This is a genomic window from Anaerotignum sp., from assembly GCF_017483025.1.
Taxonomy (GTDB): Bacteria; Bacillota; Clostridia; order Lachnospirales; family Anaerotignaceae; genus Anaerotignum_A.
Genome location: NZ_JAFUMA010000077.1, coordinates 1 through 20,178, shown reverse-complemented (window position 1 = coordinate 20,178; position 20,178 = coordinate 1). Strand labels below are relative to the sequence as shown.

The following is a 20,178-nucleotide window of genomic DNA, read 5'->3' as shown; positions in this document are numbered from 1 at the left end:
ATTACAGTTTGATCAGACCAGAGAAGCCCAGGAATGCGATAGACATCAGACCAGCTGTGATCAGAGCCATAGGGAAACCATCGAAGGCTTTAGGTGTGTCATTGTCAGCGATTCTTTCACGAATACCAGCGAACAGGCAGATTGCCAGAGCGAAACCAGCCGCACCACCAACTGCGTTCAGTACGGATTCGATGAAGTTGTAGCCTTTCTGCATGTTTGTTACGGCTACACCCAGTACTGCACAGTTTGTTGTGATCAGGGGCAGGAATACACCCAGTGCCTGATACAGTGCAGGTGCAGCTTTTTTCAGGAACATTTCTACAAACTGTACCAGGGAAGCGATCAGCAGAATGAACGCGATGTTGTACAGATATGTGATGTTCAGGGGTACCAGAATCAGGGCATATACCAACCATGCCGCTGCCGCAGCCAGAGCCATAACGAAGATTACGGCCATACCCATGCCGGCTGCTGTATCTACCTTCTTGGAAACGCCGAGGAAGGGACAGATACCTAAGAACTGAGACATTACGTAGTTGTTTACGAAAATGCCAGCTAATACTAACAGAATCAGATTCATTTATTTCCCCTCCTTCTTACGCTTTTTTGTTTCTGAAGTGATTCAGAAATGCCATTACCAGAGCCAGTGTGAAGAAACCACCGGGAGCCATTACGAACAGCAGTGTTCTAGGGAATGCTTCGGGCAGTACAGATACGTTGAACAGTGTACCAGCGCCGATGAATTCACGGATCAGACCCAGGCAGCCCAGAGCTACTGTAAAACCAAGGCCCATACCGATACCGTCACAAGCAGATGCAAAAGGACCATTCTTGGAAGCGAATGCTTCTGCACGAGCCAGGATGATACAGTTAACTACGATCAGTGGAATGTACAGACCCAGGGATGCGTTCAGTGCGGGCAGATATGCCTTCAGCAGGAACTCGATGATTGTTACGAATGTAGCAATAACTACGATGAAGCAAGGGATACGTACTGTATCAGGGATGATCTTTCTCAGCAGGGATACGAAGATATTCGCAAAGATCAGTACTGCTGTTGTGGAAAGACCCATACCGATACCATTGATAGCGGAAGATGTTACCGCCAGAGTAGGACACATACCAATAACCTGAACGAATGTAGGGTTTTCATTGATAATGCCGTTTTTGATAATTTTTACAGGGTTAGCCATCAATAAGCACCTCCATTCGCTGCAACCCAATCCAGGGCTTCCTGTGCACCGGAGCATACTGCTCTGGATGTGATTGTAGAAGATGTGATGGGAACGATTTCGCCGCCATCTTTTGTTACGGATACGCTGCCGGATTTACCAGCAAACTGTTCATAGAATGCGGGTTCTGTGGATTTTGCACCCAGACCAGCTGTTTCAGAGTGGCTTGTTACGCGCAGGCCTGTGATCACGCCGTCAGCGTCAATACCAACCATTGTGTTAACAGCGCCGCCGAAACCGCCGGGAGCTGTTGTAAGAACGAAACCACCGTTGTCGCCTTTGTATACAGCTGTGATTGTACCTGTCAGTTCAACATCCAGCTGTTCGAAAGAAGATGCATCGGGCATAACTGCCTGCATGCCTTCGTTCAGAGATTTTTCATTCTGTGCAGCAATAGGAGCAGCTGTAACTTCGGAAACTACGCCCAACAGGCCAGCAGCTACAGCGGAGATAAGCAACAGAACGATCGCGGGTCTTGCTACTGCTTTAGTGTTCATGCTTATTTCGCCTCCTTTGTTTTAGGCAGTGCACCGAAGATTGTAGGTTCTGTGAATCTTTCGATCAGAGGTACACAGCAGTTCATGATCAGGATAGAGTAGGATACGCCTTCAGGGTAACCACCGAATGTACGGATCAGGTATGTCAGCAGACCACAGCCTACTGCGAAGATGATCTGGCCTTTAGGTGTTACGGGAGAAGAAGCGTAGTCAGTTGCCATGAAGATTGCACCCAGCATCAGACCACCAGCGCAGATTTCATGCAGGGGCATTCTTACGCCCTGTCTGCCGATTACTGCGAACAGGATTGCTACTGTTGCGATGTAGATTACGGGAATCTTCCAGCTGATTACATGTTTGTACAGCAGGTATACGCCACCGATGATCAGAGCGATTGCACATGTTTCACCGATTGTACCACCACACTGACCCATCAGCAGTTCACCCAGAGAAGCGTCCAGGTAACCAGCTTTCAGCTGTGCCAGAGGTGTAGCGTATGTAGCTGCGTCAGCAACTTCCAGGCCGTTGGGAACGGACCATGTTGTCATTTCTGTAGGGTAGGAAGCCAGCAGGAATGCACGACCTGCCAGTGCAGGGTTGATGAAGTTCTGACCCAGACCACCAAACAGCTGTTTTGCAAAGATGATAGCAAATGCGCTACCTACGATAGCAACCCAAACGGGAGCTGCTGCAGGCAGGTTCATTGCCAGTAACAGACCAGTTACAACTGCGGACAAGTCGCTGATTGTAATAGGTTTTTTCATAAGTTTTTCATAAAGCCATTCGAAGAAAACGGCAGATACGATAGAAGCCACGATCAGGATCAGTGCCTTCAGACCGAAATAATAGATACCCGCTGCTGTTGCAGGAACCAGAGCGATTACTACATCACGCATGATGCTCTGGATGGATTCTTTAGAACGCACGTGAGGGGTACCGGATACTACAAAGTTAGCCATGTTTTATTCTCCCCCTTCTTATTTCTTTTCTTCAGCTGCTTTTTTCTCAGCTTCTGCTTTTGCTCTTGCTGCTGCGGCTGCTGCTGCTTTCTTGCCTGCTTCGATCTTCTTAGTAGCTCTGATGGACTGAGCCAGCTGACGTTTTGCAGGACATTCGTAAGAGCAGGAACCACATTCGATACAATCCAGACCGTGATGTTTTACAAAACCTTCGCCATCGCCTTTGATTGCACATGCATTCAGCATGAAAGGCATCAGGCCCATAGGACAGTGTTCAACACATTTACCGCAACGGATGCAGTTTCTTTCTTCGGGAATGTATGCTTCGTCTTTTGTGAAGCACAGCAGACCGGAAGTTGTTTTTACGGATGCAACATCCAGTGTGTACAGTGTGGGACCCATCATAGGACCACCTGCAATCAGTTTTACGGGAGGGTTTTCTTCATTGAAACCGCCGATCGCATCTACCAGATCTCTCAGTGTCATACCGATTCTGATCTTGTAGTTGCCGGGGTTTTTGATACCTTTACCGGAAACTGTAACGATTCTTCTCATCAGAGGTCTGCCTTTGCAGATTGCTCTTTCGATCGCAACAACTGTGTCAACGTTGTCTACGATACAGCCAGCAGATGCGGGCAGGGCACCGGATTTTACTTCTCTCTTTGTGATAGCGTAAATCAGGTGTTTTTCGGAACCCTGAGGGAATTTTGTTACCAGAGGCTGAACTGTGATGTTATCGATGCCTTCGCATGCTTTCTGCATGGAAGCGATTGCTTCGGGCTTGTTCATTTCGATACCGATTACGCCTTTTGCATTGGGATGCAGTTTCAGCATAATCTGCAGACCTCTTACGATTCTTTCGGGTTCTTCGATCATCAGGCGGTAGTCACATGTGAGGTAAGGTTCACATTCAGCCGCGTTGATCAGGATGTGATCGATAGGTGTGTCTTTAGGAGGGTTCAGTTTTACGTGTGTAGGGAAACCTGCACCACCCAGACCAACAACGCCGGCATTTTTGATAGCTGCCAGGATTTCGTCGTTTGTCATAGTTGTGTAATCTTTACCTTCGTTGAGACCTTCGATCTCTTCCATTTTGCCGTCGTTTTTCACAACGATAGCTTTTACCATAGCACCGCCGGGTACCAGCATAGGTCTGATGTCTACTACTTCGCCGGAAACGGAAGCGAAGATAGGAGAAGACATGAATGCGCCGGACTCAGCGATTTTCTGTCCTACTTTTACATGATCACCAACAGCTACCAGTGGATCACAAGGAGCGCCGATGTGCTGGCTCATAGGGTAGAACAATTCAGAGTTTTCTTTGGGCATAATCACCTTGATGGGCTGGTCTTTTGCCAGTTCTTTCCCATCAGGAGGATGTACACCACGTTTGAACGTTAAAGCTTGCATATTATCCCCCTCTGTTCAAAATAGTTGTGTGCCTGGGAAGGCACGGGTTGCAGTTATACTTTTATAAAAATATAGCTATATATAACAGCAATATTTTAATACAAAAATAAGAATTTCTCAACAATTTCGCAGAAAAAAAGCGAAAAAACTTTTTTTCAAAAGAAATTTTCACCTGAATTTTCCAAAAAAGAAACCTTCTTCCACAAAATAATGTCGAAATCTGATCTTTGCCTTATAATATTGCGGAAACATCCGCCGTTACAAAATCCTTTGTATGCGAATGAATCATTGCTTATAGTTTACACTTATTATGTATAAAAGTAAATGTTAATTTATTACCATAATCGAGAGGCTTTTCTTATGATTTTTTGGGGAGATTTTGCCAAATGGGTGTGAAAATTGACGAAATTGTGATAAAATAAAATCAATTAAAATACTAGGGAAAGGAGGGATTTCATGGAACTCTCATTGCAATTGCAACAAAAACAGGTTTTATCGCAAAAAATGCAACAATCCGTTGAAATTCTGCAAATGAATGCCCTTGCCCTTTCAGAATATGCAAAAGATCTGGCGGAGGAAAATCCTCTGCTGGAATGGAGCGAGGAAAACGAACCGCTGGAAAACCGCGGGGAAAAGCTGCTGCAGAAACTGGAATGGCTGGAAGAAGCCGATGAGCAGAACCGCAGTTTTTATCAGGTGGAGCATGAGCAGGAAGAACAGGAACGGGAAGACGGACGCTTTGGCAGAAAAGAAGGCCAGAGCCTCAGGGAATATCTTCTCTTTCAAATCAATATTCTGAAAATACCGGAAGACAATAAAAAGGTACTGCGTTTTCTGGCAGAAAGCACAGCGGAAAGCGGTTGGCTGGAAAAGGATGCCATGGAATCCCTCATCGAACGATATCAGCTGAAGCAAAGCACCGCCGCCCGTATCCTGGCAGAATTCCAGACATTAGATCCCCCTGGCGTAGGTGCCAGAAACCTGCGGGAATGTCTTCTCATTCAATTAAAACAGAAAAATGCCTCTGCCCTTGCGTATAAAATAGTAGAAACTCATTTGGATGAACTGGCGAAGAATCGCCTTTCCCATATGGCAAAGGCCTTGAAGGTCTCCAAGGAAGAATTGATGGCTGCCCTGCAGGAGATCCGCTCCTGTCAGCCGAAACCCGGCAGCGGCTTTCAGGGGGAAGGCGGCGTGGAATATGTCATTCCTGATATTCTGGTAGAAAGAAAAGGGGAGGAACTCATCGTTTCAACCAATAATGCTGTCATGCCCCGTCTGAACATCAGCCATGCCTATGTGAAGCTGCTGCGGGAAGGGGCCAATGCCGAAACAGAAGAATATATCGCCGATAAGCTGAAACAGGCGGAATGGGCGCTGCAGTGCATTTCCAAGCGGGAAAGCACTTTGCAGCAGGTGGCGGAATATATCGTCCGATACCAGAAAGAATTTTTCCTCCATCCCCATGGGCAGCTTTTGCCTCTGCGCATGGCCGATGTGGCGGAAGGATTGGAGATCCATGAATCTACCGTCAGCCGTGCTGCAAAGGAGAAATATCTCCAGTGCGAAAGAGGGGTGTTACCTCTCCATGATTTCTTCTCTAAGGCTATGGCGAAAACAGAAGAGGAAGGCACCGTTTCAGCCGACAGCATCAGAGAACGGCTGAAGACCATCATCGCGGAAGAAAATAAACAGAAGCCCCTCAGCGACAGAGAATTGACAGAGAAACTGGTGGCCGAGGGCATTCAGATTTCCCGCCGTACCGTTGCCAAATACCGTGAAGGTATGGGCATTCCGGGAGCGTCAGGAAGAAAAGCCTACTGAGTGTGTAAAAACCTTTACAACTTTTTAACGATTTGGAGTATATATAATATGGTAGAAATTTTTCAAATCCAATTGAATAAAACAGAGGGCGGCCCTTTATATCAGCAATTGGCAGAGGGTATCGAAGCCCTCATCACCGATGGGATTTTGTCTGCCAACAGCAAATTGCCCCCCATCCGTAAGATGGCAGAGCATTTTGGCGTGAATTCCGTGACCATCGTCAATGCCTATAAATATCTGGAAAATAAGCAGTTGGTCTATTCCCGCGTGGGCAGCGGCACCTTTGTTTCCCCTTTGCCTGTGGAGCATATTCCCGAGCCTGTGGCAAACCGCAATCTCCGCTCCTTCGACAGTGGGTTAAATATGGAAAATGCCATCAACTTTACAAGTACATCCCTGCCCCATGAAATGTTCCCCGTGGATGCCTTCAAGAAGGCTTTTAACGAAGTCCTCGATCGGGAAAAGGGCGGCGCGTTCCGTTATATGGACAGTATGGGCTATGAACCCCTGCGGGAACAGCTTTGCCGCTATCTGGAGGGCTATGGCATCAAGACTTCCCTGGAAAATGTGCAGGTCATTTCCGGTGCCCAACAGGGTATCGACATCATTTCCAAGGCCATGCTCCGCTATGGGGATGTGGTTTTTGTGGAAAAGCCGACCTTCTATGGTGCGGCGGGGGCATTTCTTTCCCGGGGCGGCAAGCTGGTGGAGATCCCTATGGAAAACGACGGCATGGATATGACGATTTTAGAGGACTTTCTGAAGCTGTATCAGCCGAAATTCATCTATATGATGGCCTATTACCAGACCCCCACTTGCATTTCTTATTCCATGGAGAAAAAACGCCGCCTGCTGGAACTGGCGGAAAAATACGATACATATATCATTGAAGAAGATGACTTTTACGATTTCCATTACGGAAAGGAGCCTATTGTGCCCTTAAAAGCACTGGATTATAAGAACCGTGTCATTTACATCAAGAGTTTTTCCAAGATTCTGATGCCGGGGCTTCGTATGGGGCTCATCGTTTTGCCGAAAAAGATACACCAGGCCGTGATGGAAGCGAAATATACCACAGATATTTCCACTTCTGGTTTTATCCAGAGGGCTTTGGAATATTATCTGCGGGAAAATGGCTGGGAAAAACACGCAGCGGAGACCCGCCGTTATGGCAGTGAAAAATACCGCAAGACCCTTTCTGCCGCGAGAAAATATCTTTCCGGCGCAGCAAAATATGGTCATCCCAATGGCGGCGTCAGCCTTTGGGTGGAATTGCCCGAGGGTGTGGGCGCGGAAGCCTTCTGCAGCCGCATGCTGGAAAAAAACGTCATCCTGACCCCCGGCAGCCAGTACGATATCAGCGGGGAAGAGGACAGACATGTCCGCCTTAGCTTCGCCAACCTCAGTGATGATAAAATTGAAGTTGGTCTGAAGCGTATGGGCGATACGATTCGGGCGATGTTGGAATAAAAAATTATCCTGCCTGCCTTGACAAACTTGTCCCAAGTGCTATAATCAAATCATTAATGGAAAAAGCCATGAAAAGAAGGAGTACATCCCGGTCAGGACTTTCAGAGAGAGGCAGAATGGTGGAAATGCCTCAGCAGCGCAGGATGGAAGCAGTCTTTTCGATTCTCTGAAAAGAGAGTCAGCTTCGCGGTGGAACAGGAAGGAAACTTCCATAGTATACTGCGGCGTATGTCGGCGTTAACGGCTTCGAGTGACGGTCAAAGGCGGCCGTAACTAGGGTGGTACCGCGATCATTCGTCCCTGTTCTTTGGAACAGGGACTTTTTTAATGCTTCCGCATACGAAAAAATCAGGATTTTTTCGTGGTACTGGTTGTATAAACAGATCTGTGCCTGTATGGAACTGCAAGCAGCAGCCAAAGGCTGGTTTGCAAAGCAAACTTCCAAGGCGACAGCCTGTTTTCCTCGGCGAAAAGCGCGGTTTCCGCCTGCGGATTCCAGTCAGAAAACGCTTCGTTTTCCGAACCTTTCCGCGGCGAGGAATTTTGAGTCGATAAATAAATTAAAGGAGGAAATAACTATGAAAAATCTCGGTGTAAATGAAATCAGAGAACAATTCCTGAAATTCTTTGAAAGCAAAGATCACCTGCGTCTGAAATCCTTCTCTCTGGTGCCCCATAACGATAACAGCCTGCTGCTGATCAACTCCGGTATGGCACCCATGAAGGCATACTTCACAGGTCAGGAAATCCCCCCCAGAAAACGTGTCACAACATGCCAGAAATGTATCCGTACTGGCGATATCGACAATGTAGGTAAAACAGCCCGTCACGGCACATTCTTTGAAATGCTGGGCGACTTCTCCTTTGGCGATTATTTCAAAAATGAAATCATCCCCTGGTCCTGGGAATTTGTAACAGAATGGCTGGAAATCCCCGAGGACAAGCTGTATGTAACCATTTATGAAGAGGACGATGAAACAGGTCAGATCTGGCATGATAAAGTTGGTCTGCCCTGGGATAGAATCGTAAAACTGGGCAAAGAAGATAACTTCTGGGAACACGGCACAGGCCCCTGCGGTCCCTGTACAGAAATCTACTATGACCGTGGCCCCGAATATGGCTGCAATAGCCCCACTTGCGGCGTAGGCTGTGATTGTGACAGATATATGGAGTTCTGGAATCTGGTACTGACACAGTTCAATGCAGAAGAAGACGGCACATACACAGAACTGGCATCCAAAAACGTTGATACAGGTATGGGTCTGGAACGTATGGCTACCATCATGCAGGGTGTAGACTCCATTTTCGACGTAGATACTGTAAAATCTGTTCGTGATGCAGTTTGTGCAAAAGCTGATGTAGAATATGGCAAAGAACATAAGATCGACGTTTCCGTTCGTATCATCACAGACCATATCCGTTCCGTAACAATGATGACAGCAGACGGTGTTCTGCCTTCCAACGAAGGCCGCGGCTACGTGCTGAGAAGACTGCTGAGAAGAGCAGCCCGCCACGGTAAACTGCTGGGTATCAAAGGCGAATTCCTGGCTGAACTGTCCAAATCCGTGATCGCTTGCAGCGGCGAAGCTTACCCCGAACTGGTAGATAAACAGGAATATATCTTCAAGATCCTGTCCATCGAAGAAAACAGCTTCTATAAAACAATTGATAAAGGTATGGAAATCCTGAAAGAAGATATGGATGAAATGAAGGCTGCTGGTCAGACAGTGATGACTGGTGAAAAATCCTTCCGTCTGTATGATACGTATGGTTTCCCTATCGACCTGACAAAAGAAATCCTGGAAGAGGCAGGCATGAGCGTAGACGAAGATGCTTTTGCAGCAGAAATGAAAGCACAGAAAGAACGTGCTCGTTCCGCAAGAGCAAAATCCAACTATATGGGCGCTGCTGAAACCGTATATAACGAACTGTCTGCAGAACTGACAACAACCTTCGCTGGCTATGATGTGGCAGAAGTAGCAGATGCAAAAGTGATTGCACTGGTTGTAAATGACGAAGTTGCTACAGGCGCACAGGAAGGCGATTCTGTTGCTGTATTCCTGGATAGAACACCCTTCTACGCTGAAAGCGGCGGTCAGGTTGGTGACCATGGTGTGATCAAAACAGAAAATGGTCTGGTAGAAGTAACAGACTGTGTGAAAGTTGTTGGCGGTAAAGTAGCTCACATGGGTACTGTTGTGGAAGGTACAATTCTGGTAGACGGAACTGTTTGTGCATCCATTGATCTGAAACACAGAATGGCTTCCTCCAGAAACCACTCTGCAACACACCTGCTGCAGAAAGCTCTGAGAACTGTTCTGGGCACACATGTTGAACAGTCCGGTTCTTATGTAAGCGCTGACAGACTGCGTTTCGACTTCACACATTTCACAGCCATGACTCCTGATGAAATCAAAGAAGTAGAAAGACTGGTCAACGAAGCAATTTTCGCAAGCTATCCCATCAAAGCCGAAGAAATGGGCATTGATGCGGCAAGAGAAAAAGGCGCAATGGCGCTGTTTGGTGAAAAATATGGTGACGTGGTTCGTGTCGTTGATATGGGCGGCTACAGCATCGAACTTTGCGGCGGTGCACACCTGAAAAATACAGCACAGGTTGGTTCTTTCAAGATCGTTTCCGAAAATGGTGTTGCTGCCGGCGTAAGACGTATCGAAGCGCTGACAGGCGAAGGTGCTCTGCATCATTATCAGGCACAGGAAGACGAAGTGCGTACACTAGCACAGATGGTAAAAACATCTCCCGATAAGCTGGTGGCAAGAGTGGAACAGCTGTTGGCAGAACAGAAAGAACTGGCAAAAGAACTGGAAAAACTGAAAGCAAAAATGGCTGGCGGCGCTGCGGATGAAATTCTGAACCAGAAAGTAGACATCAACGGCGTAGCAGTGCTGGCTGCTGAAGTAAAAGATATGGATGCCAACGCAATGCGTACACTGGGCGATCAGCTGAAGAATAAGCTGGGCAGCGGCGTGATCGTGCTGGCTGGTGCTGCAGGCGGCAAAGTAAGCCTGGTTGTTATGGCTACAGATGATGTGGTTAAGAAAGGCGCACATGCCGGTAACATCATCAAAGCGGCGGCTGCAGTTTGCGGCGGTGGCGGCGGCGGTCGTCCCAACATGGCTCAGGCCGGCGGTAAGGATGCTTCCAAGATCGGCGAAGCTCTGGAAAAAGCAAAAGAAGTTGTTGCGGAACAGATCAAATAAACAGATCAAATAAATCAAGGCAAAAAGAAAACCGATGGGGAAACCCATCGGTTTTTTATTATGTTCGTTATTCGAGCCAGATACCGCCGTTGCCTTCAACCAGCAGGTTATAATTTGTTTTGCAGGTATAGAGTTTGCCTTCTTTTGTCTGCAGCTGATATTCAATGGAGATGTCATTTCTCTTGCCGTAATCAGGAAGGTAAGGCTCAGTGTTCAGTACCATGACACCATTGGGGAAACTGTATTTCAGATAGAAATCTCTTGTAACTTTGTCAACTTCCAGATATTTCGCTGCATAAGCACCAGTGAAAATATCTGTTTTTGCCTTTGTGCCGCATACGTTTACGGATTTTGTAGAGATCGCCTTGAAAGGAGAATCATCAGCAAAGGTTACGGCTTCGATGAAGAAGGGGTCGCTCCAGTAGCTGTCATAATAAATGCTTACGATTTCAATATCCACGCCCATTTCTTTCAGTTCTGCCATGGTCAGTTCGGTTTTTTCTTCTTTCTGTGTAGGTGTTACCACAGTGGAAAGACCTGTATCAATGGAGATGGTCTGAGAAGCATTATCCCAGCCAATATTAAAGCCAAGGGCATTACCCAGATCACGCAGTTTGAAATAGTTGTTGCCTTTGATGGTATATGCCTTCAGAGCAGCTTTCTGACCATCGATGAGGATGGTGGACTTGCTTTCTACAGCATCCTTGATATCTTTGGTGCCGCTGACTTTCATTTCGCTGCCTGTGGGTGCATAAGCCTCGCCTTTTTCCAGAGCGATGGAATTTGCTGTGCCGTCCCAGCCTACGGAAAAGGCTGCTTCTGTACCGTTCAGTACATAGGCGATGTCCCTTAATTTGAAGTAGTTGTTGCCACCGATGTTGTAGGCTTCAAAGGCTTTTGATTTGCCGTTCACCAACACCTTCGATGCGGTTGGTGTGGCAGGCACGCCTGCATAAACAGGTACTGCACTCAATGCCATGATGGTGGTCAGAATCAATGCCAGTTTCTTTTTCATAGGAAGGCCCCCTTTTCTTTTCTGAAAACAAATGTCTTTGTTATAAAAACAGGATAACATAGAATGATGTAAAAGACAACCTTATATTTATGAAAAAGAAAAACGCTATCAGAAATGATAGCGTTTTTGGTATAGGTGTCCAGAGGGATAATCCCTCTGGCGGGTTTTAAGGGCAGAGCCCTTAGGAGATTACAAACTCCTGAATGCCCATGGAACCAGGAGCGATGGAATATTCGGGGAAGGAGATGACAACATTACCCTCAGCGTTCAGATAGAAGGGTGTGCTGTCGTCTACTGTTGTGAAACCTTCCGCAAATCCGTCATCATCACCGAAGCCGAAGAAGGCTGCGTTTTCATCTGCTGCCAGTCTTGCATTGATCTGGTCCGTGATGGATTTGTTGCAGATTTCCACATAATTTTCTCCCAGCACATCTGCCAGCGTCAGTTCTGTATCTTTTTTCAGATCGATATTGTAGAAGTAATGTTCTTCCTCAGCAGAAACCCAGCTTTTTGCTGTTGTTACCTGCAGGGAAAGGATATCGTCTTCTAAATATTTCACATCATAATCGATGAACAGGCTCATGGTGCGGTCAGCCCATTCTTCTTCCGTGCCGCCGTTAGCAAAGAAGGATTCTTTGTATTCTGCCAGTTCTGCCTTTGCCTCTGCTTCATAGTTGGTTGTCAGCTGCTGGATCTGTGCATTTACCTTGGCGGGCAGTTCCTTACCGTCCATGCCTTTTACCATGGGGACGGTCACATCCAGTTCCACATCGTCAACGATGCCTGTAAAAGAGCGGAAAGTCAGCACCTGTGCCAGCGTGCCGATGACAGGCACCTTGCTCATTTCTTCTGCAAAGGCAGGGCTGGCGTTCAGCCCGACGGTACCTGCCACTAGGAATGCGGCAGCGGCTGCCATACAGCCTTTCCAGAGGGGACGGGATGTTTTAGATGTTGTTTTTGTGTTTTCGTAGCTCATGCGAATTTCCTCCTTATTTTGAGATGCGATCGTCTGGGCTACCATTTCGTTCAGTTTTTCTGGAATGGGAATGGATTCGTAAGTCTGTTTGCCGTTTTCGGGATTCATTTATGCTTCCTCCTTCAGGGTCTGTTTCAGTTTTCGTAAGGCACTGTATAGGCGGGTTTTTACGGTGCTTAGGGGAGTGTCGGTAATCTCTGCGATCTGTTTCAGGGTCAGGTCTTCATAATAATGAAGGATGACGACGGTCTTCATAGGCGCAGGCAGCCGCATCACAGCGGCGTAAGCCTCGTGATCTTCGGTGAAGGCTGGCTCCGTATAGGTCAGCCCTGCCGTATGTTCTTCTGTGAGCGTCGTCAGGTTTTTTTGTTTGCGCAGATATTGCAGCGATTCATTCACCACGATGCGGTAAAACCACGTCTTGATTGCCAGGGGATTTCGCAGCCCGTAGCAGCCCTCCAGACCGCGGATGATGGCGTTTTGCACCACATCCAACGCGGCCTGCTCTTCTTGCACATAGCTGTAAGCCAGACGATAGAATTTGTTTTGATTTTCAATGATATATTGGACAGTGCAGTCGTAAATGTCCTGCATTGAGGTACCTCCTTCTGTCATGTTCCGCGGTTGATTTGGAAAACTGTTTCTGTTTTCTGTCTTATAGATGTGTGGAAGGCGGAAAAAGTTTGCCGTTGGCGAAAAAATTAAAAAAATAGAAAGACACTGCCTGTGGCAGTGTCTATTCTATCATGATAATTCTATTTGTAAAAGGGAGGAATATCGGGGGGTGATTATACTGCATCGGGGTCTTCATCATCTCTGCTGAAAGAGAAATTGTTTTCGGAAGCAGGGATGCATTTGCCGATGATGCCGCCAACGATGGCAGGAACGATCCAGCCACACTGGTATGTGCCCAGGGGCAGTTTCTGAACGAATTCCAGAGACAGGCCAAAGCCGCACAGAACATCTGCTGCGCTGGCTGCCAGAGCGAAGGCTGCTGCAAAGATGTAAATGTTGTTGTTTTTGATGCGGCTGCTGAAGAAATTCAGCACGATCATCACCAGAACAACGGGATACAGCAGATTCAGCACGGGAGCGGCAATGCTGATGATAGTAGAAATACCGAAGTTGGATACGATATAGCTGAAGGCAACTGTCAGGACCACTACTTTTGTATAGGATACCTTGCCTTTTGTCAGGCCTTCAAAGTAGGATGCGCAGGAAGAAACCAGACCAATGGCTGTAGTCAGGCAGGCGAAGAATACGATGATCGCCAGAACCAGCACGCCGTAATTGCCGATCAGAGACTGCGTGATGGCTACCACCAGACCTGTCTGATTGTAATTTTCGAAGCCGCCTGTGGATGTTGTGGCACCCAGGAAGGCCAGGCCGCCGTAGATCACGAACAGGGCGATGGCCGCAAAGATGCTGGATTTAATGACAACATTCATTGTGTCTTTTGTTTCTGTGTAGCCCTTATCCTTCGCTGCGGAAATAATAATGATAACGAATACGATGGAAGCCAGAACGTCCATGGTCTGGTAACCGGCCATAACGCCTTCTTTTACTGTTTCAAATTTAGCTGCTTCGCTGATATCACCGATGGGGTTGATCATACCCATGATGATCATGGCCATCAGGCAGGCAACCAGCACGGGAGTCAGGTATTTGCCGATGACATCAACAACGCCGGAAGGACGTACAGTAAACAGCAAAACCAGACCGAAGAAGATGGCGCCAAATACCCAGCTGTTGATGCTGGGAAAGAGGGGCATCACGCCCATTTCAAATGTCGTTGCTGCAGTTCTGGGGATCGCCAGGAAGGGCCCGATACACAGAACGATCAGTGTATTGATGATGGCAGAGGGAATGGGGCCCAGTTTTTTTGTCACGCTCTGGATGGAAACGTCACCGCTTTTGATCATGGAAAGGATGGCTACCAGAGCCAGACCTACGTCAGCCACGAAGAAGCAGAGAAAACCCAGGAACCATTTGCTGCCGGCATTTGTGCCAAGGTAAGGGGGAAAGATCAGATTGCCTGCGCCGAAGAACATGGCAAACAGCGCCAGCCCGATCACGGCAATGTCTTTCAAACTTGTCTTTTTGCTCATAAATTATTTTCCTCCTTCAAAATAAAACTTTTCTCTCTATGCACCTTTACTGCGGTGTGATGGTGCTTCTGCGTAGAGAGTATTATGCCTGAAAAATAAGATTCGAGCAAATCGGTGAAAATTAGTTTGGTGAAACAACAAGCCTCATTTTGTATACTCATGATAGAAAAATCAAACGAAAATGGTATCTTCTCTAAGAAATTATGCAAAAATGTGTCGAAATTCATAGATTTTCTTATTATTAAGAAATTGACATAATGTCAATAGAATTCGTTCTTCCCGTTGTTTTTCTTTCTGTGCTTTTGTGAAATCGCACAAAGAAATGGGAATTTACCTCATTTGTTTTCGGCGGGAAAATAGAAAAAAGCATGGATTTTTTTCAATCACTATGTTACAATGATGAACAATAAATTCTGAAATAGACTTCCAAAAAAATGGAAAAGTTCTATTTTAAAGAAACTTTTGCGTTGAATATAGCAGAAAATGCCTGTATTCGGCGTTGTGTTTTTTCATAAACAAAATAATGTAAAGAAACAGATCCTGTGGAAAAGGGGCGCCGCTTTTCTTTGTGGTATTTTACACATAAAGTTTCCATAAAAAAGTGAGAAGTATTGGAAAGAATACTTTGTTTCCAAAGGATTTTATACTATAATGGGCTTAACTGAAAGAAAGTTCATTCTTACATTATGATATAGAATAATAATATAGGAGAGAACGTAGGTGAAAGAAATGAAAGAAATCAGTATCCATGTGGGGCAGAGGATACGTCTGTATCGAAAAACAAAGAATCTGACCATTGAAACATTTGCAGGAATGATCCATAAGAGTAAGGCCACGGTTTCCAAATATGAAAATGGGGATATCTCCATCGATATCGAAACCCTGTTCACCATTGCCCGGGCGCTGGAGATTTCCGTAAATCAGTTGGTCGATTATGAAGATGCCAGCCAGGCGAAAGGGGAAGAAGGGGAGCCTACCAAACGCAAGCTGGGCAAAAGCAGATATTATATGTATTTTTACGATGGCAGACGCAGCCGCATCGCCCGCAATGTGATCGAAGTGCAGGACGGCGGCGAGGAGAATGGCGTTTTCAACGCAAATATGTATGCATATCTGGAAGATTTCGCAAATTATTACCAGTGCAAGCTGTTGTATCATGGCACCATGCGCCGATATGATACTTTTGTGAACTTCAATTTCGAAAATCAGAATAATAAAGTTGAGCGTGCATTCCTCTATGCCATCAATTCCTTCAGCCATAGCGGCAGAATGGCAGGGCTTTACTGCGGCCTGTCCACACAGCCTATCCTGCCTGCGTGCTTCAAGTTTGTCCTGTCTCCCGAGATTTTGGAGGAGGATGACGAACTGAAAGAGGAACTGATGGTCTCCAAGGAAGATATCAAAGCATTGAAAAAAATGAATATGTTCGTTGTCAGCGACCATGCGTAAAAATGAGCCTCAAGTCGAAAGACCTGAGGCTTTTTTATGCCTAAAATTGATCTGCCAAGGCAAGAGTTAGTAATAATCCAGCCATCTGGGCGGATTGGGTGGAGGGCAGCTCTTCTGCTGTGCCGCCTTCTGCGCTGCGGGCCTCCAGCAGATTTCCTGCGGAAAAATCCGCCACGCCCCGTTGGATATGCTGCATGGTATGCAGGAACAGCAGCCCATTCGTCATGCGGTCGATCTGTTGTTTTCCGTTTTCATCCATAAAAGCGGACATGGCCCGGAGCAGCGTCACCTCTCTGGGGGGATGTTCCACGGCGAAGGCCTTTTCGTGATTGGCGGCGGAACGTATCTTTAAGAGATATTCTTTTTCGATGGTATCCTGCAGAGCAGCCAGCATTTGGGAAAAATCCTTTTCCAGCCCATCGGTTTTCTGGAGGGTCTTTGCCAGGGTGTAGACAGTGTTTTCGGACATAAGAGAACCACCTTTCTTCAAAATGTGCGGCAGACCTCCTCTGTCAGAAGGCCGCCGAAGGGCTTGGCTTTTTGCAGCAGCAGTTTTTTGATCTCTGCGGGATGGGCGCGGGGGTTTCGCGCCAGCAGCAGGGCAGCTAAACCACTGATGAGGGGTGTTGCCATGGATGCGCCGCTCATGGTGATATAATTTCGTTCGATGATGCTGCTGCGGCTGCGATTGGGCAGGTTGAAGTCAAAATCCGGCGAAAGGACGGAAACGATCTCTTCTCCCGGTGCCCAAAGATCGGGCATATCCTCCTGAGAAAAAAGGGAAAAAGAGGGCGTCTGGAAATAGCTTCTGTCTTCCCATGCGCCCACGGAAATGACTCCGCTGCTGACGGCAGGGGGCGGACGATAGCCATTGCGCCCATCGGGATTCCCTGCGGCTGCCACCACCACGATGCCCCTTTGCCAGAGCCCTTCCACGGCTTCCTTCAAAGGCAGGTTGACCTTGCGGTCATTGGTGCCGATGGAAAGATTTACTACTTTAATATTATATTTGCGGGCGTTGTCCATTATCCATCTCAGCCCCAGCACTGCGTGGGTAGAATTTCCCTGCCCGTTACGGTCCAGAATCTTCACAGAAACGATATTTGCATCGGGGGCGATGCCGCGATATTTCCCATCCGAATTCCAGCCGTTGCCGCAGGCGATCCCCGTGACATGGGTCACGGGAGCGATGGCGGCGCCGATTGTACGCTTTCGTAGACATGGCGTCTTTTTTATTGCTTTTTGTATGCATCTGTTGTAAAATAGAGACAAAGAATCGGGAAAAAGGAGGTCGAAATTGTGCAAGCTTTATCAGATAAAGGAAACGCATTAATGGCGAAGTTCAAAAAATTCCAGAAATTGAGTTTGGTGCTGTATGCATTGGCAGCGATGGCATTTGTATTTGCATCCAATATTCCTCTGATGATCATTATCATTGCTCTGGATATTTTCCTGGAAATCAAATTGTATACCTGTCCTCATTGTGGCAAGGGGCTGGATTGCCGCAAAAAGATCCACGAAGATTCTGTATGTCCCAAATGTCAGAAATATATTTTCAGAGGACTTTAAGATTTGCTTAAGAAACCGTGACAAGAGCCTAATTTTGTTGCGGTTCTTTTATTTTGATACTAAAATATAAAAATCACCGTATATTTTTTCTAAAGAAGAAAAAGGAGCGGCGGCGATGAAGCAGGAAAAAGTGGCCATTTATTGCAGGCTTTCCGTGGAGGATACAAATAAGGGCATGGCGGAAAGTGAAAGCATCCAGAATCAGAAGTCTCTTCTGCTGGAATATGCCGAAAAGCATGGCTGGATGGTCTATGGCGTCTATGCCGATGAGGATTATTCAGGCCTGCGGGAGGACAGACCGGCCTTCCGGAAAATGTTGCAGGATGCAGGGGACGGCAGATTTTCCATCATCCTCTGCAAGACCCAATCCCGCTTTACCCGCAATGCCGCCACGGCGGAAAGATATTTACATGAGTTGTTCCCCCTATGGGGCATCCGTTTTGTGACGGTGGTGGATCATGTGGATACGTCCCTCCGTGCCAATAAAAAAGCTCGTCAGATCAACAGTTTGGTGAATGAATGGTATTCGGAGGAGCTTTCGGAAAATATACGGGCCGTGTTCCGACGCAAGATGGAAGAAGGGCAGTTTCTGGGGAATTATGCGCCCTATGGCTATCTGAAAGACCCCTTCTGCCGCCATCATCTTGTCGTTGACAGGGAAACGGCACCTGTGGTGGAAGAAATATATGACTTGTACTTATCGGGGCTTTCCTGTAAAATGATTGCAGAGCGATTGACGGCAAAAGCCATCCTAACACCTTCGCAGGTGAAAAAAAGCCGCGGACAGGATATGGGCAGAAAAGACTGCCAAAGATGGTCTGCGGGAACCGTACGGAAGATCCTGCAAAATCCTGTTTACCTGGGCCACATGGTGCAGGGAAAAGAGGAGAAGATCAGCTTTAAGGAGAAACGGACACGGGAATTGCCGAAAAATCGGTGGATCGTGGTGGAAAACACCCACGAATCTATCGTTGCACAAGAGAAATTCGAGGATGTGGGGAGAATGATGGAAGAGCGACGCAAAGGAGCGGCGCCCACCCCCGGAACAAAGGAATAAATCATCCGTCGAAATATAAAAGTGATATCTAAGGAGGAAAAATCATGAAAAAGAAAATGATTGCAATGCTTTTTGCTGTAGTGATGGCTTGTGGTGTGGCTGGCTGCGGCGGCAATGCGGAAGAAGCACCTGCAGAAGACCAGGCTGTGGAAACAACAACAGAACTGGATGCGGAAACAGAAGAAGTGGCAGCAGGGATGCAGAAAGAGCTGCAGAATTATGGGGCAGACCTGACAGCAGACAGTGCAGCAGCAACAGGCATGTTTACGATCCAGAATGGCACAGTGGTTGGCGGCCAGGAAAACTGGGATGCTTTTGCTGCAGGGGAAACGGATTCCGTGATCATCTGCCAGTTCTCTCTGAAGGGTGGCGCAATGCTGGATTATGTGAAGCAGCTGGAAAACGGCAGCTATCTGGTCGTTTCTGATATTACCAGAGATGGTTATGAATATGAAGAAAAAGTAGATTACACTCAGAAGGTTTATGAATGCCTGACAGTGTTTGAAGGCTTCACTCTGGAAGAAGGCAGTGCAGAACATACTGTTTGCGTGCTTTCCAACGAGGCAGAGCTGGATGAAGATACATTCCGCACATACTGGAACGAGCTGAGCATGGATGCCCATCAGGTATATTTGCTCTTTGTTATTTAAGCAATAAAAAAGGCCTAACAAATGTTAGGTCTTTTTTTATTGCTTTATGAAATCAAACCATCTGGCTTACCTTAAAGATCAGCTGTAGAGCTTTTCTGGAATTGTCCAGATGGGCTGTTACCGCTGCCCGCAGGGCATCCAGATCAGATGCCAGAGCAGCATCCAGAATCGCCTGATGTTCCGCAACGCATTCCATGTCTCTGTAACGAGGCTGGCTTACGTAGGTGCCGGATGCATAGGTGAAGGGCTGCAGGTCTCTTAATACATCAACGGCCTTCTGGTTGCCGGAAGCTGTCAGATATAATGTATGGAATTCCATATCCAGTTCGAAAAATTCTTCGGGTTTATGGGAAGAATCATCGTTTTCCACAAATTTGCGCTGTGCTTCCAGGCAGTCGATCAACTGCTGGCGCAGGGGCTGATTATAATTCAGTGTGGTAACGATATCCTTTACGAAGAAGGTGTCCATCATCAGTCGCATATCGAAGATATCTGTCAGTTCATGGGGTGTCAACGCCCGGACGCTCATACCCTTATTGGGGGTATTGACTACCATTTTTTCATCAGCCAGTCTCTGTAATGCCTGTTTTACAGGTGTATCGCTGACATTGTATTTTCTGGCAAGTTCTTTGATGTTTAATTTTTCGCCGGGTTGAAATACTTTGGATGCGATATCATCCTTGATATCCTGATAGATCTTGTCCGTAAGAGTGATTTTCTTCCCCGTCAACTCATCTCTTG

Annotated in this window: 18 protein-coding genes, 1 pseudogene and 1 other annotated feature; of the genes and pseudogenes, 7 read left to right on the top strand and 12 right to left on the bottom strand. The window is 46.9% G+C overall.

Annotated features, from left to right (window positions below; all coding sequences use genetic code 11):
* Window position 1 precedes the first annotated feature (1 nt).
* From rsxA to rsxC, 5 genes and pseudogenes are all read right to left on the bottom strand, one after another.
* Window positions 2-580: an electron transport complex subunit RsxA gene (rsxA, locus tag IJ369_RS06900; protein WP_290717539.1), complete on the bottom strand. Its 579-nt coding sequence runs from the start codon at window positions 578-580 to the stop codon at window positions 2-4.
* A 19-nt stretch (window positions 581-599) separates the two neighbouring features.
* Window positions 600-1,193: pseudogene (rsxE, locus tag IJ369_RS06895) on the bottom strand (electron transport complex subunit RsxE); the annotation flags it as partial.
* Complete coding sequence (locus IJ369_RS06890) at window positions 1,193-1,729, bottom strand: RnfABCDGE type electron transport complex subunit G (protein ID WP_290717535.1); 537 nt, start codon at window positions 1,727-1,729, stop codon at window positions 1,193-1,195. The gene IJ369_RS06890 and the pseudogene rsxE, both read right to left, overlap by 1 nt.
* A gap of 2 nt (window positions 1,730-1,731) precedes the next feature.
* Entirely contained in the window at window positions 1,732-2,688 is a 957-nt protein-coding gene (locus IJ369_RS06885) for an RnfABCDGE type electron transport complex subunit D (protein ID WP_290717533.1), read from the bottom strand.
* 18 nt (window positions 2,689-2,706) lie between these two features.
* A complete protein-coding gene (gene rsxC, locus IJ369_RS06880; protein WP_290717531.1) occupies window positions 2,707-4,098 on the bottom strand; it encodes an electron transport complex subunit RsxC in 1,392 nt (463 codons plus the stop codon).
* 456 nt (window positions 4,099-4,554) lie between these two features.
* On the opposite strand from rsxC, the gene rpoN reads away from it, so the two are divergent.
* The 3 genes from rpoN (at window position 4,555) to alaS (ending at window position 10,613) form a co-directional block, all read left to right on the top strand.
* Window positions 4,555-5,922, top strand: a complete 1,368-nt coding sequence (gene rpoN / locus IJ369_RS06875; RefSeq protein WP_290717529.1) for an RNA polymerase factor sigma-54 — start codon at window positions 4,555-4,557, stop codon at window positions 5,920-5,922.
* A gap of 48 nt (window positions 5,923-5,970) precedes the next feature.
* The gene (gene pdxR / locus IJ369_RS06870; RefSeq protein ID WP_290717527.1) at window positions 5,971-7,392 is read left to right on the top strand and encodes a MocR-like pyridoxine biosynthesis transcription factor PdxR; all 1,422 of its coding nucleotides are present in this window, start codon (window positions 5,971-5,973) and stop codon (window positions 7,390-7,392) included.
* 59 nt (window positions 7,393-7,451) lie between these two features.
* Window positions 7,452-7,697 (top strand) — a binding site (T-box leader).
* Between the two features lie 273 nt (window positions 7,698-7,970).
* Window positions 7,971-10,613, top strand: a complete 2,643-nt coding sequence (alaS, locus tag IJ369_RS06865) for an alanine--tRNA ligase (RefSeq protein WP_290717525.1) — start codon at window positions 7,971-7,973, stop codon at window positions 10,611-10,613.
* A 67-nt stretch (window positions 10,614-10,680) separates the two neighbouring features.
* On the opposite strand, the gene IJ369_RS06860 is transcribed toward alaS, so the two are convergent.
* The 4 genes from IJ369_RS06860 to brnQ form a co-directional block, all read right to left on the bottom strand.
* Window positions 10,681-11,628, bottom strand: a complete 948-nt coding sequence (locus IJ369_RS06860) for a stalk domain-containing protein (RefSeq protein WP_290717524.1) — start codon at window positions 11,626-11,628, stop codon at window positions 10,681-10,683.
* Between the two features lie 181 nt (window positions 11,629-11,809).
* Window positions 11,810-12,712, bottom strand: a complete 903-nt coding sequence (locus IJ369_RS06855; protein WP_290717522.1) for a DUF3298 and DUF4163 domain-containing protein — start codon at window positions 12,710-12,712, stop codon at window positions 11,810-11,812.
* The gene (locus IJ369_RS06850; protein WP_290717520.1) at window positions 12,713-13,198 is read right to left on the bottom strand and encodes an RNA polymerase sigma factor; all 486 of its coding nucleotides are present in this window, start codon (window positions 13,196-13,198) and stop codon (window positions 12,713-12,715) included.
* A gap of 194 nt (window positions 13,199-13,392) precedes the next feature.
* Entirely contained in the window at window positions 13,393-14,712 is a 1,320-nt protein-coding gene (gene brnQ, locus IJ369_RS06845; protein ID WP_290717518.1) for a branched-chain amino acid transport system II carrier protein, read from the bottom strand.
* A gap of 729 nt (window positions 14,713-15,441) precedes the next feature.
* Between brnQ and IJ369_RS06840 the strand changes: the two genes are divergently transcribed.
* Window positions 15,442-16,161 (top strand): helix-turn-helix domain-containing protein, encoded by a 720-nt coding sequence (locus IJ369_RS06840; protein ID WP_290717575.1) that lies wholly within the window; start codon window positions 15,442-15,444, stop codon window positions 16,159-16,161.
* Between the two features lie 40 nt (window positions 16,162-16,201).
* Here the strand turns inward: IJ369_RS06840 and IJ369_RS06835 are convergent, their stop codons facing one another.
* Window positions 16,202-16,630 (bottom strand): hypothetical protein, encoded by a 429-nt coding sequence (locus IJ369_RS06835; protein WP_290717516.1) that lies wholly within the window; start codon window positions 16,628-16,630, stop codon window positions 16,202-16,204.
* Window positions 16,631-16,647: 17 nt separating this feature from the next.
* A complete protein-coding gene (locus tag IJ369_RS06830; protein WP_290717514.1) occupies window positions 16,648-17,343 on the bottom strand; it encodes a S8 family serine peptidase in 696 nt (231 codons plus the stop codon).
* Between the two features lie 150 nt (window positions 17,344-17,493).
* On the opposite strand from IJ369_RS06830, the gene IJ369_RS06825 reads away from it, so the two are divergent.
* The 3 genes from IJ369_RS06825 (at window position 17,494) to IJ369_RS06815 (ending at window position 19,437) form a co-directional block, all read left to right on the top strand.
* Entirely contained in the window at window positions 17,494-17,730 is a 237-nt protein-coding gene (locus IJ369_RS06825) for a hypothetical protein (RefSeq protein ID WP_290717512.1), read from the top strand.
* Window positions 17,731-17,845: 115 nt separating this feature from the next.
* A complete protein-coding gene (locus IJ369_RS06820) occupies window positions 17,846-18,787 on the top strand; it encodes a recombinase family protein (RefSeq protein WP_290717510.1) in 942 nt (313 codons plus the stop codon).
* Between the two features lie 44 nt (window positions 18,788-18,831).
* Window positions 18,832-19,437 carry a hypothetical protein gene (locus tag IJ369_RS06815; protein WP_290717508.1) on the top strand — a complete coding sequence of 202 codons (606 nt, stop codon included), beginning with the start codon at window positions 18,832-18,834 and terminating at the stop codon, window positions 19,435-19,437.
* Window positions 19,438-19,489: 52 nt separating this feature from the next.
* On the opposite strand, the gene IJ369_RS06810 is transcribed toward IJ369_RS06815, so the two are convergent.
* On the bottom strand, window positions 19,490-20,178 hold a 689-nt coding region (locus IJ369_RS06810), incomplete at its 5' end, for a GntR family transcriptional regulator (protein WP_290717506.1).